This window comes from Rothia sp. 11273D007AR, assembly GCF_053547255.1.
This window is the reverse complement of sequence record NZ_JBPPWJ010000003.1, coordinates 47,765-62,859: the sequence shown is the minus strand read 5'-3', so window position 1 is coordinate 62,859 and position 15,095 is coordinate 47,765. Positions and strand designations below refer to the sequence as shown.

The following is a 15,095-nucleotide window of genomic DNA, read 5'->3' as shown; positions in this document are numbered from 1 at the left end:
ATTTTCAGCATTCATATCGGGTTCGTTCCAACTTCTCTTGTACCCTTAAAAGTGTGACTTCAACACCGCTTCAACTTGCCGCCATCGTATCAGCTGGGGTCCCCGGGCTCTACCCCGTAGCCGCCCTCCCCTCAGCCGACGACGCCCTCGACTTCGACTCAGCCATCATCATTGACTCAGCCGACAAGCGCTGGCGCGTCCGTGCCCCCAAGCACCCAGAAGCGAGCGTGCGCCTCGAAGCGGAACACGTCATCCTCCAGTCCTTTACGCCGGGGCTACGTGCCCGCCTGCCCTTCCTCGTACCCACCATTGTGGGTACCGTTCCCCTCGACGGGCGGCAGGCCTTCATCTATACCCACAATCCCGGGTCCCACTACGACATCGACGGTTTAGCTGATCTCTCCCACCGAACCCGCGAGGGCCAGCCCAATATTGCGGACGAGATTGCCCGCCACATCGCTACCATTCACGTTTTCCCCACCACCATCGTTGAGGACGCCGACCTACCGGTTTACACCGGCCAGCAGGTCCGCGAGCGCCGCCTGGCCGAGCTTGACCTAGCTGTCGCTACCGGCAAGGTACCCTCTGGGCTGCTCACCCGCTGGGAAGAGCAGCTCAACGATTCAGTGATGTGGGACTTCCGCCCCCGCGTCATTCATGGGGACCTCAACGAAGACAACCTGGTGCTTGATCAGAAGAAAATCGTTGAGATCACCGGCTGGTCAGAGGTCTGCGTCGGTGATCCCGCTGCTGACTTCGCCTGGCTGTACGCCTGCGAAGACCCCCTCTTCAGGGAGAGGGTCTTTGCGGCCTACCGTGAAGAGATGCCCCAGGAGCCCGACCGTAACCTCGAAGCTCGAGCTAACCTCTACGCGGAGTTCGGTCTGGCCCAGTGGCTGATTCGCGGGGTGGAGCTAGAAGACCGGGTCATGATTTCAGAGGCTGTTTCTATGCTCGATCACCTCGAAGCTGAGCTGCGAGCTGTTGGAGCCCTAGCCGGCTAACTGAGCGGCCCGTTCCAGCACCTTCTCTAGCTCTACCCGGGTGGAGAAGTGGGTAACTTCGATGCTTTCTCCGGTTGAAGCGTAGAAGAAATGGGCCTCTACGTTTTCTTCGGGTACCCCCTGTAGGCGGGCAAAGCCCAGGCGGTAGAGGGAGAGCTGCACCGACCGTTCTTTGAGCTCCTTCTTAGTGCGCGGCGGCTGCCCCGTCTTCCAGTCCACCAGCTGCCAGACGGTCGAGCCGTCGCCGTCCGTCCGGGTAAAGATAGCGTCGATGCGGCCGCGTACCGTTACTCCGGCAAGCGGTGTTTCCAGCGGGTATTCCAGGGCCCAGGGTTCACGGCTTGCCCATTCGCTGGCGAGGAAGTTCTCTCGCAGGGCCGGAATATTGAGCTCTTCTTCGGTGCTGTCGTCATCGAAATCTTCGTCCATGTCGAGCATGCCGCTGGTGCCGAAGTGGTCTTCAACCCAGCTGTGGAAGATGGTTCCCTGGCGGGCCGCGATACCCGGCTTTTGGGGCATGGGGCGTCGCATGTTGTCGATGACAGTCTGGGGGTCTTTGACCAGGTTGACGAGCAGGGAGGCTGACAGGTGACCGGGTAGCTCGAAGGAGCTGTTTTCCGCGGGTGCGGCTAGCAGGCTCAGGAGCAGGTCGGTTTCTTCCTGCCAGTCTTCGATAGCGTCTCGTGCCTCTTGGCTCTGCTCCGGTGTGGGGTCGGGGAGGGCAGCGAGAGCTTCAGCCAGCGCATCTGCCTCAAGCCCTCCGCGCAGCACGTTCTGGGCCGCACGCTCGACTACCTGGCGGGGGCTGAGCCCTGTTAGGTTGCCCTGTTTGCTCTCGTTTGGGCCAGGTGCAGGGCCTGCTGCTTCGAGTTCCTGAAGGGAGGTCCAGGTCATCTGGTGGGGCCCATCGAAGGGGTCGAAGGGCCAGAGGGCGGTGGTAATCGTGGCTGACTGGGGGTTGACGACGCCTACCTGGTCAGGGTCAAGCTCGCTCAGAATTTCAGCTAACTCAACCCGGGCAACGAGTAACTCGGCGACGAAATCAGACATGAGGCGGGGCTTAGCCGTGGTTCCTTTCCAGGCCGAGGTAGTCAGAACGAGCAGGGATCGGGCACGGGTATACCCCACGTAGGCCAGACGGCGCTCTTCCAGGGTACGGTGTTCTACCGCCTGCTCCGAGAGCTGGGCCATGAAATCACCGAGATCCTGCAAGTGATCGAAGTCCGACCGCCAGCCGGGTAGGTAGGCGGCGTCCCCGCGCAGGGGCCAGGGCAGGGTGTCCGACTGCTTGGTCCAGCGCTCGTCCTTAGCATCGGGGAAGTCCCCGGCAGCCATGCCCGGAATATATACCTGGTCCCACTCCAGCCCCTTTGAAGCGTGCACGGTAAGAATCTGCACCGCGTCGTGGCGGGGGGCCTCTGCTGCCATTTCGAGCCCGGCTTCCTGCTGGGCTGCCGCATCGAGCCAGGCTAAGAAGCCGCTAATCCCCGATGCCGAGGCACCGGTGGCGCTGAGGGCAAAGCGGACGCCGGCTTCTCCCTCTTCCAGGGGCTGGCCGTTAGCAGCGGCCAGGAGCAGGGCGTTCACACGGGGGGCTGTGGACTCGTAGGTAGCGGCCACGTCGTAGAAAGCGTCAAGGTGCCTGCGAGCCGATGTTGCGTGTGCCCCCGGGCGGGCAGCTAGCTCGATATCGAGCAGGAGGGTGCGCTCGATTTCGCTGATGAGGGTGGTGAGGTCATCGGCGGTGAACTGGCGCAGGTAGGTCAGTTCCCTCGATACGGCCTGAAGTCGTTTCAAGCCTTCGGCGCTGATGGACCGGCCGCTGCGGGCTGAGACCCAGCCCTCCTGCGGCAGGTTTTCGAGTGCCTCAATCAGGGAGGCTCCATCGGTGACGTCGGGGGCGGCAGCCTGGAGTAGGCGCCGGTAGTCTTCAGCGGACGCCGGTACCTGCCCGCCAGCGTCCTTCAGGTCTCTCGCGCTGGTGGCGCCGCGTTCAGCGGCTTCGCTCAGGCCCTCAACCTCGTCGAGGATTTCCTGTTCGGCGCGCAGGGCAGCGGCCTGGGCCGTAATGCCAAACCTGATTTCAAGTTCTCGCTGGCGTTTGATGGCTTCTGCCCATTCGCCAAAGGCTAGCAGGTCAGATAAGCCGAGCCGCCAGCGGGCGCCCGCCAGTATGCGCATGAGCGCATCTGAACGGCCGGGGTCGCTCAGCACTCGGAGCACCGCCACCAGATCTACGATTTCGGGGGTATCGAGCAAGCCGCCCAGACCTACTACCTGGTAGGGGACGCCCAGCTCGTCGAAGGCTTCTTGCAGGGGTTCCATCATGGCTCGCTTTTTGCAGAGGACGGCCATGGTCGGCATGTCTGAGAGCGGGCGGCCAACAAAGCTAGAGCGTTGCTCGGCAATCATCTGGCCAAGGGCACGGGCTTCTTGCAGGTCTGTGAGGTACTCCCCTACCAGCACCCGCCCCGCAGTGGGGTTGGGGCGCGCGACCAGGGGCGGCACCTCGATGGTGTGGGTGCGCTGAACCCAGTCGGGGCTTACGCTCAGGGGCTCAGCTACCCGATTGGCAGCTGCCAAGATAGAAGTGTCATTTCGCCAGGCCACGGTGAGGTAGCTGGCGGTACGGTCTTCTGTTGGGAAGTAGTCGTAGAAGCTAAAGAGCTGGCCGTCAGAAGCTCCGCGGAAGCCGTAGATAGACTGCTTGGGGTCGCCCACCGCCATCACGGGGTGGGCAGGGGCATCTGCTTTTGCCCCGAACAGATCGGAGAAGAGCTGCATCTGGGCATGGGAGGTATCTTGGAATTCGTCCAGGAGCACCACCCTAAAGCGTTCCCGTTCTGTCTGCGCAGCCTGAGGTACGGTCTTCGCGATGTGGGCAGCCTTGGCGATGAGGTCGCCGTAGTCCATCACCTGCATCTGTTCTTTGATGGATGAATAGCGTTTGACCAGCTCAGCGTAAAAAATACGCAGCTGTAGCCCCTGTACCAGGGCCCGCTGTTCAGTGGTAGCTCCCTTGACCGTGGGCTTGCCCAGGTGCTCTACCTGTTTCAGAGTTTCTGTGCACCAGTCGATCACGGCATCGGGGCTTACCAGGTGTTCAGCGCACTCGGACGAGAGTTTGATGATGGATTCCACCATGGTTGATTTAGCGACGTCTTTTTCAGGTAGCTTACCCTCATAGTGCTCCACGATTTGGGCAACCAGCTGCCAGGTTTGAGCGCCACCCAGCATTTGGGTATCGTCTTCTACGCCGATGCGGAGCCCGTACTGCTGCACCAGCGTATTAGCGTAGGAGTGGTAGGTGGAGATGGTAGGGTCGCTCGTGACCCCGTCCGCGCCCTGATCAGGGTTTTCTCGCACGAGCCCCTGGCGGCGGAGCTCTTCAAGGCGGGAGCGCATACGCTCCCGCAGTTCGCCGGCGGCCTTGCGGGTGAAGGTTACCCCCAGTACCTGGTCGGCGCGCACAAGCCCGTTTGCAACCAGCCACACCACCCGGTCCACCATGGTGGCGGTCTTACCTGACCCTGCTCCCGCTACGACCAGGCGGGGTACTAGCGGGGAGCTGATAATGGCAGACTGCTCCGCTGTGGGCAGGGGGCGGCCCAGGGCTTTTGCAATATCTTCGGGGCTGAGAAAGGTTTCTGCTGGCTTCTGTTCAGTCATGATTCTGCCTTACTGGGCGGGGCGGACGGTGATAGCGCGGCCCCGTGAGCAGATGGGGCAAATATCGGGGAGGGCACAGCCGATGCCAAAGGGGCCACCTGCGGTATGCCGAGCCTGCAGGTGCTCCCCTGCAATCAGTTCGGCAGCCCGGTTGATGAGTTCAACAGCCCAGGTACTTTCAGCGGTCAGTGGGGCCTGTTCCTGCTCAGAGTAGCTCTTCGTGGTCCCACCAATTTGTAGAAGCAGGGCACCGCCAGAAAGCTCGTGGAGCCCGTCAAGCACCGGCACCTGGTTCGGTTGCGGCTTCGCTGGCTGCTCACCCTCCTTCTGGGCTAGGGCATCGTGCTGTAGGGCCTGCTGCATCAGGGCGCCTGCACCGGCTTCAAGAGCAACCTGGTAGGCAGCGAGCTGCGGGTGCTGTTCAAGATCTGCCTTGCTGGGTTTACTCTTACCGGTCTTCAGATCAATGATGATAAAGCGCCCCACCTGGTCTACCTCTATGCGGTCCACACGCCCCGACAGCAGGGCGTCCCTGGCGGGGCCGGGCACCAGCACGCTAAAGGAGCCCTCAACACCCACCAGGGAGCGTCCTTTGCCCTTGAGGTCTCGCACATAGTCGGCAAACTTCTGGAGCATGCCCTCGGCTCGCTCCACCATTTTCTGGCTCTCCCAGGTGTCGGGCAGCCCTAGCTGGGGTAGGCGGCGGTGGAGCTCATCGCGCAGGTCGGTTCCGTTCCCATCGGGCATATCTTCGCAAATGGCGTGGATGAGAGTGCCCAGCGACCGCGAGGCGTCGGTGGCAGCTTCAGCACGGGAGGCAGCTACAAACCAGTCGAGGGGCGAGCGGTGAATCTTTTCAATCTGAGACGGCGATACCGGAACCGGCCCGTCCCCGTCAAAGGCCGGGGCCTGTGAGGACAGGGGTAGCAGCCCCCACCAGGAGCGGGGGTGGGCACCGGGTAGGTTCAGCCCGGAGGTCTGCTCAGGGTCAGCGAGTCGGCCCAGCAGGCGGGCAGCGGCATCGGCTTTCGTCGGTGAAATGTGCTGAGCTTCTGACCACTGACGCAGTTCGGCGACCAGGGAGCGCAGGGTCATGGGGCGGCGGACCTCGGTGAGGGGCCGCTCGCCGCCGGGGGCCGGGGCAAAGATATCGAGCAGCTCGCTGGGGGCCTGGTCGGCAGAAGATACAGCGGTGCAGACTACCCGGGAGCGGGCTCGGGAGGTTGCTGTGGCGAACATACGGAACTCGTCGAAACGGTTGGAGCGTAGGCGTTCAAGGAGTGAATAGCCGGGAGCTACTCCCCCACCGTTATCATGCCTGTTTGTATCCAGGCGCCCGGTAGCTGCGTCCACAAGGTCGAGGGTTCCCAGTAGGGAGCCGCGGACGGTGGTGTTCGGCCAGGTGCCGTCTTGCAGGCCCGCGATGTAGACGGTGTCCCATTCGCGCCCTGCGGCGAGAGCGGGGGTCATGATTTCTACGGCGTCGCGGTGGTTGGTGCGCTCTGCCAGGGTATCCATGGGTAGGTCTTGGGCATCGATGTAGGCCAAGAACTGCTCGGCGGTGGCCCCCGGCATCTGGTCGGTGTAGCGTTCGGCTGCCTCGAACAGGCCTATCATGGCGTCGATGTCTCGCCCGGCGCGGTCGGCTCCTGCACCGCCTGAGAGAGACTGGGCTTTCCAGAGGGGGGCAAGTTCCGAGGCCTCCCAGAGTGCCCAGAGGACGGTTTCGGCGGTAGCGCCGGGCTGGTCGAGGGCTTTATCACCTGCGGTGAGTACCCGGCCCAGGCGGCGGGCAGCGGCGCTGCTTTCGCCGGTGGGCAGTAATTGGGGGTTGACGAGGGCTTCGACCAGGAGGGCATCGCTGTCGCGGGTGCCCCCGGCGCGCAGTTCTTCGGCGCGAAGACGCTGGCGTAAACGACGCACGTCCATGGTCGAAGCCCCACCCAGACGGGAGGTCAGCAGGGAAACCGCGGTATCAGCACCCAGGCCCCAGGTGTTTGCTTGCTGGGTAGCTGATAGCTCTGTCTCTGCGTCGTGAGGGCTCGTGGCCCGCTCCGTAGCCCGTAGGCGCCGGGTGTGCAGGATTAGCCCCAGGGCATCAAGGAAGGGTCGGGCGGCAGGTTCATCGCGCACGGGGGTGATAGAAGCTGCTGTTTGTACGGGAACACCCAGGTTATTGAGGGCTCGTTTGAGCCGGGTGACGTCTGAGCCGTTTCGCACGATAATAGCGCTACGCTGGTAGGCCCTGCCCCGGTAGAGGTGGTCTTCGAGGATCATTTGGGCTAGCAGCTGGTTTTCCTGCTGGGGGGTTTCTACAACCAGGCCCAGTACCTCGGGGTCTGGTTCTGCTGCTTTTGCGGGGTTTAGCAGGGCGCCGTCGTCCCCGACCGGCAGGAGGGCCTCTTCGCTGGGCTCTTGCGGAGCGGGGGTAAGGACGCGCCGGTGGGCTGCCCGGGGCACAACGGGTAGGCGGGAGGCCAGTTCTGCCCAGCGCTCGGCGATAACTGGTGCCATGCGCCAGCTCGTGGTGAGCTCTTCTGTAACGAGAGAGGGGAAGATATCGGGGAGGTCGGCTGCCAGCTGGGGGCTGGCTCCGCGGAAGCCCTGCACGACCGTATCGGTGCAGCAGGTCATGACCACTACCGGGCCCGAGGCAAGAAGGCCGTCCAGGTCTGATGATTCGGCTTCTGTGACAGAGGCCAGCGAGTTACTGGCTGTGGCACGTAGGTACTCTGCTGACCTGCCGGTCAGAACAGCCAGCAGCCGGTAGATAGAGGGAGTGAGTTCTTGCACGTCGTCAATGAGTACCAGGTCAAAGCGGGCGCGTTCTGCACTCAGCACATCGGGGTGGGCTAGCAGGGTCTTGGTGGCCTCGTGGATAAGGGCTGCAGGGTCGAAGGCATGCGGGGCGCGGAGGGCGCGCACCTGGCGGTATTCGGTGTAGAGCTTAGCCAGGGTCCACCACTCGGGGCGGTCGAAGCGCTGTGCTAGGTCTGCAACTGCTGAGGCTGTGAGGTCGTATTCGGCCATGCGGTCGAAGAAGTCTCGCACCTCGTGGCGGAAACCGCGGGTTTCAAGGGCTTCACGGAGGTCATCGGGCCAGATAATGCTAGAGCCTTCGCCGCTGCGGTGGCCGTCGAGAAGTTCTTTAATCAGGACGTCCTGCTCCGGGCCTGAAAGGAGCTTGGGGGTGAAGTCCAGGTGGGGTAGGTAACCCTCGATATGGGCCCGTCGCAGCAGGTCAAAGGCGTAAGCCTGCCAGGCTCGTACCGGGGCGGTTGAGACTGTTGCGGTGATGCGGGCTGAGAGCGCTTCTCGGAACCTGGTTGCGCTGACGCGTGAGGGGGTGAGCACCAGCAGACGGGCAGGGTCTTTACCCTGCTCAATGAATGCGGTAGCTGCTTCTAGCAGGGCCTGGGTTTTGCCGCTGCCGGGCGCGCCCAGAAGCAAGGTAGCGCCCTGAGTCTCTAGCTGCTCGTGTGTCACCGTGCACTCCCCATCTTTTCTCGTGGTCGAGGTTCTCACTGTAGTCCAAGTTCATCATAGGTGGCTGACATTTTAAGAGCCTGGGCGCCACCTGCCCCAAATATTTTTGTGGCGCTACTTCTGTCGCTACTATCGAAGGTATGACTTCATGGACCGAGCTTCCCCGCGCCACTTTCGATCTTGAGACAACCGGCATCGACCCTAAGACTGCCCGCATCGTCACGGCTTCTTTGGTCTTGGTTTCTCCGGACGGCGAGGTTTTGCGCGCCGGGGAATGGCTAGCTGACCCCGGGGTTGAGATTCCTGAGCAGGCGTCCGCTATTCACGGCATCACCACCGAGTACGCCCGCGAGCACGGCAAGCCTGCCCAGCAGGTTGCCTACGAGGTGGCTATGGCTCTGGGCGGTCTCTTTGCCGACGGTGTTCCCGTCATCGCCTTCAACGCTGCCTACGATTTCTCGGTGCTGCATTTTGAGCTGGCCCGCTACGGGTACCCGCCGCTGACCTGCTACCCCGTGCTTGACCCCCTGGTCATCAATAAGCACGTGCACAAGTTCAAGAAGGGCAAGCGCACCCTGGAAGTGCTGGCCAGCGAATACAGCGTGGAGCTGGAAAACGCCCACACCTCGAAGGACGACGCCCTGGCAGCTGAGCGCCTACTGACGGCTATGAGCTTTGAATACGAAGAGATCGAACAGCCTGCTACAGCCCTGCACGAGCAGCAGATTACCTGGGCAGCTGAGCAGGCAGCCGAGCTGCAGGACTACTTCAACCGTATTGGCAAGCAGGCGGACGTCAGCGGCGCCTGGCCGGTGCGCACCGACTAAAGTTCAGGTAGCGTGAACGCTCCGTCAGGACGCCGGTAGGCAGGTAGGTGCCTTGAGCACCGTCACTTGCCCACCGGCGTCCTTTTCTGCACTCCCTCTACTAGATTTAAAGAAGCAGATACACCACAACCGCAAGGATGACCGTGAACGAGCCCGCGCCCACCAACAGCATCTACCTCGGCTCCACCCGCAACCAGCACAAAGAACTGGTAGCCCAATCAGCGGTCGTCCTCAAGCTAGGCCTACTCCTCATGAAATCTGGAGCCAGCGCCTACCGCGTCAAAACCTCCATGTCCCGCCTGGCCAAAGCCGTAGGACTTGAAGAACACCACGCCCAGGTCCACTTCACCGAACTCTCCACCACCGCCTACTCTGGCGGCAACTTCCGCACCGAAATTGCAGAAACCCGCGTCAAGGGAATCTCCGCCTACAAAATCGACCTGCTCAGCGACTTCGTCTCATCCCTGCCCGAACGCATCGACCCAGCTCTAGCCGACGCAACACTCACCCGCATTGAGAAAGAAAAACCTCTCTACACCCCCTGGCTCCTAGCTCTCGCTGCAGCCCTAGCCTGTGCAGCCTTCGCCTTCCTCAACCGGGGCGGGGTCATTGAATGCTCAGTCGTTCTCATCGCGGCCTTCGCCGGCCAGCTCCTACGCTCCACACTAGCCCACCGGGGTCTCAACCATATGGCGGTCTGGATGCTCTGCGGCCTGCTCTCAGCCGGTATCTATGTGGGGGTCATGTCGGCGCTTATCGCCCCCGGTCTCATCGCGGATAACCACCTGGTGGGCTTTATATCCTCAATTCTCTACCTGGTACCGGGCTTCCCCCTGGTCACCGGCATGCTAGAAATAGCCCGCATGGACTTCTCCTCCGGCATCTCCCGCCTCACCTATGTTGCCCTGCTCCTGGGTAGTGCGTCCTTTTCGGTCTGGCTCATCTCCCTGGTCTTTAGCCTGCCCCTAGAGCAGGCCCCAGCCCCGCACCTTGCCTTCTGGCTGCTCCTGATTCTCCAGATGCTGGCTTCCTTCACCGCCGCCTTCGGCTTCGCCATGCTCTTCTCAGCCACTCCCCTCTCCTGCACCTGGGCAGGGGCAATCGCCGCAATCGTAAACCCGGGTCGTATCTGGCTGGTAGAGGCCGGGTGGGCGCCCCACCTCGCCATCGCCCTGGCCGTATTTACCGCCGGGGTACTCTCAGAAATCGTCGCTCCCCTCCACGCCCGCCGGGTTTCCCGCATCTCCCTGGCGGTGCCGGCTACCGTCACCATGGTTCCCGGTGTCATGTTTTACATGTCCATGGCCCACTTCTCTAACGGCGATGTCAATGAGGCCCTAGCCAGCTTCGTGCAGGTCCTGCTCATCTTCGCTGCTCTAGGAATGGGTCTGGCCCTGTCCCGCCTGCTCATGGACAAGAACTGGCTCTACGACCGCGACACCCAGAACCTGGCCACCCTGCCGCAGGGGCACATGAGATAAGGAAACTTACACGCAGAAGTAGGTGAAGAAGGCTCGCAGCGAAGCTGCTGGCTCGGATGAAGTGAGCGAGTGCGAGCGCGCGAGCACACAAGAGCGAACGAAATCCGCCGTTAGGCGGGGCGTGAGGGTCAGGCTTACGCCTATTCCGCCCGCAGATTATTTTCCTCGCGCGCTCGGAATCTGCTGGGCTCCATCCAGCGCGAGCCTTCTTCACCTCACTATCTAACGTTCCGAACTGATTTAATTTGGTCCTCTCTAGGCTGTCGCCTCCGCCGCTGCTCGGGCGGCGTCGGGCAGGGCCGCGATGATGCGGTCCATGGCGGCGTCATCGTGGGCTGCTGAAAGGAACCAGGCCTCGAAGGCGCTGGGCGGCAGGTAGATGCCGGAGTTCAGCATGGAGTGGAAGAAGGCATTGTAGCGGTAGGTTTCTGACGCCTTGATGTCTTCGTAGTTATGCACGCCCGTATCAGCAGTACCAAAGGCGACGGAGAAGAGGTTGCCTGCGGTCTGGATGGAGTGGTTGACCCCGGCGGTGTTGAAGGCTTCGACCAGGGCGGCCTGCAGCTGGGCTGAGCGGGCGTCAATGGTTTCGTAGACGGTGGCGTCAGCGGCCTTGAGGGTAGCCAGACCGGCGGCCATGGCGATGGGGTTACCGGAGAGGGTACCTGCCTGGTAGACGGGGCCCAGCGGAGCCAGGTATTCCATGATTTCGCGCTTACCGCCCAGGGCTGCCATGGGCATACCGCCGCCGATTACCTTGCCGAAGGTGAAGATGTCGGGGGCCCAGTTACCTTCTGAGGGGGCGGAGTAGCCCCAGTAGCCTGCGGATGAGACGCGGAAGCCGGTCAGCACCTCGTCGAAAATCATGAGGGCGCCCTGTTCGCGGGTGATCTCGCGCAGGAAGGCGTTGAAGCCCTCGGCAGGGGTTACAACGCCCATGTTGCAGGGGGCTGCTTCGGTGATGATGGCGGCAATTTCGCCGGGGTTGGCGGCAAAAGCTGCGCGGACGGCGTCCTCGTCGTTGTAGGGAAGGACGATAGTTTCGGCGGCGGTAGCGGCGGTGACGCCTGCTGAGCCGGGCAGGGCCAGGGTGGCGACGCCGGAGCCGGCTTCTGAGAGCAGGGCATCGACGTGGCCGTGGTAGCAACCGGCGAACTTAATGATCTTGTCGCGGCCGGTGTAGCCGCGGGCCAGGCGGATGGCGGTCATGGTTGCTTCGGTGCCGGTGGAGACCATGCGGATCTGGTCGATGGTTCCGGGGGCTACGGCGTTGATGCGGTCAACTACGAGTTCTGCCAGCTCTGTTTCGGCGGCGGTTGAGGCGCCGAAGGAGAGGCCGTGCTCTACAGCTGCGTGCACAGCTTCAATCACGCCGGTATGCTTGTGACCAAGTAGGGCCGGGCCCCAGGAGCAGACCAGGTCCACATAGTTGTGGCCGTCCGCATCGGTCAGGTAGGGGCCAGATGCCTCTACCATGAAGGCGGGGGTGCCACCCACAGAGTTGAAGGCGCGTACGGGTGAGTTGACGCCGCCGGGAATGACGCGGGCGGAGCGGGCAAAGAGGTCTTCTGAGACGGTCAAGGGGTTTACCTTTCGTTGAGCCAGGTGGCGGCTTCGGTGGCGTAGTAGGTCAGGATGATGGAGGCGCCTGCTCGGCGGATGCCCATGAGGGCTTCGAGGGCTACGGCCTTGCGGTCGATCCAGCCGGCGGCGGCAGCGGCTTCAATCATGGCGTATTCGCCGGAGACATGGTAGGCGGCAACGGGGACGGGTGAGAAGTCGGCGACTTCGCGCACGATGTCCAGGTAGGCGGTGGCGGGCTTAACCATGACCATATCGGCGCCCTGCTCGATATCGAGCTGGACTTCGTAAAGGGATTCCCGGCGGTTAGCGGGGTCCTGCTGGTAGGTTTTGCGGTCGCCGGTGAAGGTGGAGCCCACCGCATCGCGGAAGGGGCCGAAGAAGGCCGAGGCGTATTTGGCGGAGTAGGCCAGGATAGAAACGTCGGTGAAGCCGGCATCATCGAGGGCGGTGCGCATGGCGGCGATTTGGCCGTCCATCATGCCGGAGGGGCTGACGGTGTGGGCACCGGCGCGCGCCTGGGAAACCGCCATCTTGCAGTAGGACTCCACGGCGGCGTCATTATCAACGACGGTGTTACCGAAGGCATCTTCGACCAGGGGGCCGCAGTGGCCGTGGTCGGTGAATTCGTCGAGGCAGGTATCTGCCATGACGACCACCGAGTCGCCGAAGTGCTGGCGCACAGCGCGGATAGCCCGGTTGAGAATGCCGTCCTCAGCCCAGGCTGCTGAACCGGCCGCGTCCTTATCTTCATCACGGGGCACACCGAAAAGGTCGATGCAGCGCACGCCGGCATCTACTGCTTTCTGGACTTCCCCGATGACGGTTTCCAGGGTGTGCTGGTACTGGCCGGGCATGGATTCGATGGCAACGGGCTCCTCAATTCCGTCGCGCACGAAGAGCACCTGCACCAGGTTAGCCGGGGTCAGGGCGGTTTCGGCGGTCAGGGCCCGCATGGGGCCGGTGGTACGCAGGCGGCGGGGGCGCACCGGGAGGGCTGAGGATTCAAACATGGTCTTCCTTGACGGGTAGGTGTCTTTTTAGCTTAGAGGGCGAGGGCGGCTGCTGCCAGGTCTGCGGCGGCGGGGCTTGCCGCCACGGTGATGGTGGCAGGACGCTGCTGCTCGGGTAGGTTGCGGGCGGCGGCTTCGGTGCTGGCCCCGATGGCAATGGTGGGGGGCAGGGTGCTGCCGGCGGCGTCCGCTAGGGTTTGCAGGAGCAGGGGCGAGGTTGCAATCAGGACGTCGGTGGTCGCGAGCGCGGTGACGGCCTCGCCCAGGGTGAGCGCGGAACCTGACGGAGCGTCAAGGTCAGCGGGGTTCTGCCCGGTCAGGGGGTTCTCTGCTGGGTAGGGCAGCATGTCGTAGACCGGTAGGGTGGCTACGGTGTAGCCGTAGTCGGTGAGCCCTTCTTCGAGGGTCGGTGAAGCTGTGGTTCCCTGGACGGCCAAGATGGTTTCGTCCATGGGGTTGTCCCATTCTTCGTCGATGAGCCATTCGTCGACCATTCCGGCTGCTGACTGGGTTTCGGGTACGAAGTCGACCAGCAGGCCCCGCTCAACCAGGGCTGCCTCGGTAGTCCGACCGACGGCTGCGATCTGGGCAGCTCCTAACAGCTCGACCAGGCTTTGGCCCAGCCCCTGTGCCAGGGCGTCTAGGCCCAGTACCCCGTTGACCGAGGTGAAGGTAACCCAGGAGAACTCCCCGCGGATCAGGGCGAAAGCGACTTCTTCCCAGTCTTCTGGTTCGGTGCCTACAGGGTCAAGAATGGGGGCGTAGAGCAGCTGCGCTTCGGCGTCCTGCTCCAATAGAGCGCTGGTCAGCGCGGCGGCCTTAGCCGGGGTTCGAGTGATGAGATAAGTGGTCACGGCTCTAAGCACCGCCTTCAAGACCGGCGAGGGCTGCAGCGCCCATGCCCAGCAGGTCATCGGCAGCCTGGGTGCCAAGAAAAGCGGCAGCTTCTACCGACAGGGTCTCTGTCTGCACGGTGTGCCGCAGCAGCTCGGTGCCGTCGGTATTAGCCACAGCGATGTTAAGGACGAGCTGGCCAGCGTCCACCAGGGCGTAAGCCCCAATGGGGGCGGCACAGCCCGCTTCAAGACGGCGGAGCAGGGCACGCTCAGCGGTCACAGCCAGCTGGGTCTCGGTGTGATTGACAGCAGCTACAGCCTGGCCCAGCTCTGTTTGCCCGCCGGCGTCCTCGGTACGAATTTCGATAGCGAGAGCTCCCTGGCCGGGAGCGGGCACAACCCTATCAACACCCAGGTACTCGGTGATGGTCTCAGCAAGGCCCAGACGGTGCAGACCGGCAGCAGCCAGCACTACCGCATCGCAGTCACCGGTGATAGCGCCAAGCTTCTTCTCACCGTGCAGGCCGTGGGCGCCCACCCCGTAGTGCTCATTGCCAGCCACACGGGCCAGGCGGGTACCCACATTACCGCGAATATCAACAATGGTGAGGTCAGGACGGATAGCCAGCAGCTGGGCGGCCCGACGCGGCGACCCCGTACCCACCCGGGCACCAACAGGCAAGGTATCGAGGGTCAGACCGTCCCGGGCACACAGGGCGTCGCGGGGGTCCTCCCGCTCCGGGGTGGCAGCGACGGTCAGCCCCGGGCAGGGCGCACTGGGCAGATCTTTCAGGGAATGGACGGCCACATCCACTCCCCCATCGAGCAGACGGGAGCGCAGGGTCGCAGCAAAAACACCGGTACCACCCAGTTGAGACAGGGGGCCGGTGAGCACGTCGCCCTCAGTTTTGACGGTGACGGTCTCTAGCTCAATACTGGTCGCCTCCCGCATACGCTGAACAGCCCAGCCAGTCTGGGTGGTCGCAAGAGCCGACCCACGCGTACCTACGGTAAATGTTCGAGCTGCCAATGAGCGTCCTTTCGTGCAATCTTTATCTGAAATGTTTAAGCCGCCGTGTTGCAGAGGGGCGTGGGTCGCGTACTCCGGGGAAACACGCAGCGCTCGCAACCGCTCTCGCTCCTCGCCTGGGGGCTCGTCGCGATTCACCGTCAGCCCCGATCCACGCGAGCTTGCTGC

General features: G+C 62.9%; 9 protein-coding genes. 3 read left to right on the top strand and 6 right to left on the bottom strand.

Features of this window, described 5'->3' with window-relative positions; all coding sequences use genetic code 11:
- The first annotated feature begins 53 nt into the window (after window positions 1–53).
- Window positions 54–1,004: a phosphotransferase gene (locus ACED88_RS02365; protein ID WP_449108603.1), complete on the top strand. Its 951-nt coding sequence runs from the start codon at window positions 54–56 to the stop codon at window positions 1,002–1,004.
- Here ACED88_RS02365 and ACED88_RS02360 read toward each other — a convergent pair.
- Entirely contained in the window at window positions 993–4,673 is a 3,681-nt protein-coding gene (locus ACED88_RS02360) for a UvrD-helicase domain-containing protein (RefSeq protein WP_449108602.1), read from the bottom strand. The two genes, ACED88_RS02365 and ACED88_RS02360, sit on opposite strands and share 12 nt — an antisense overlap.
- 9 nt (window positions 4,674–4,682) lie before the next feature.
- Window positions 4,683–8,159, bottom strand: a complete 3,477-nt coding sequence (locus ACED88_RS02355; RefSeq protein WP_449108601.1) for a PD-(D/E)XK nuclease family protein — start codon at window positions 8,157–8,159, stop codon at window positions 4,683–4,685.
- 140 nt (window positions 8,160–8,299) lie between these two features.
- On the opposite strand from ACED88_RS02355, the gene ACED88_RS02350 reads away from it, so the two are divergent.
- Window positions 8,300–8,986, top strand: coding sequence for a 3'-5' exonuclease (locus ACED88_RS02350; protein WP_185174396.1), 687 nt, complete (start codon window positions 8,300–8,302; stop codon window positions 8,984–8,986).
- Window positions 8,987–9,129: 143 nt separating this feature from the next.
- The gene (locus tag ACED88_RS02345; protein ID WP_449108600.1) at window positions 9,130–10,467 is read left to right on the top strand and encodes a threonine/serine ThrE exporter family protein; all 1,338 of its coding nucleotides are present in this window, start codon (window positions 9,130–9,132) and stop codon (window positions 10,465–10,467) included.
- 255 nt (window positions 10,468–10,722) lie between these two features.
- Here ACED88_RS02345 and hemL read toward each other — a convergent pair whose 3' ends face one another.
- The 4 genes from hemL to hemC are packed head-to-tail and all read right to left on the bottom strand — an operon-like array spanning window position 10,723 to window position 14,927.
- Window positions 10,723–12,048: a glutamate-1-semialdehyde 2,1-aminomutase gene (gene hemL, locus ACED88_RS02340; protein WP_449108599.1), complete on the bottom strand. Its 1,326-nt coding sequence runs from the start codon at window positions 12,046–12,048 to the stop codon at window positions 10,723–10,725.
- 5 nt (window positions 12,049–12,053) lie between these two features.
- Window positions 12,054–13,061 (bottom strand): porphobilinogen synthase, encoded by a 1,008-nt coding sequence (gene hemB, locus ACED88_RS02335; protein ID WP_449108598.1) that lies wholly within the window; start codon window positions 13,059–13,061, stop codon window positions 12,054–12,056.
- A 32-nt stretch (window positions 13,062–13,093) separates the two neighbouring features.
- The gene (locus tag ACED88_RS02330) at window positions 13,094–13,915 is read right to left on the bottom strand and encodes a uroporphyrinogen-III synthase (protein ID WP_449108597.1); all 822 of its coding nucleotides are present in this window, start codon (window positions 13,913–13,915) and stop codon (window positions 13,094–13,096) included.
- Between the two features lie 4 nt (window positions 13,916–13,919).
- Window positions 13,920–14,927 (bottom strand): hydroxymethylbilane synthase, encoded by a 1,008-nt coding sequence (gene hemC, locus ACED88_RS02325; RefSeq protein WP_449108596.1) that lies wholly within the window; start codon window positions 14,925–14,927, stop codon window positions 13,920–13,922.
- Between the last annotated feature and the right edge of the window lie 168 nt (window positions 14,928–15,095).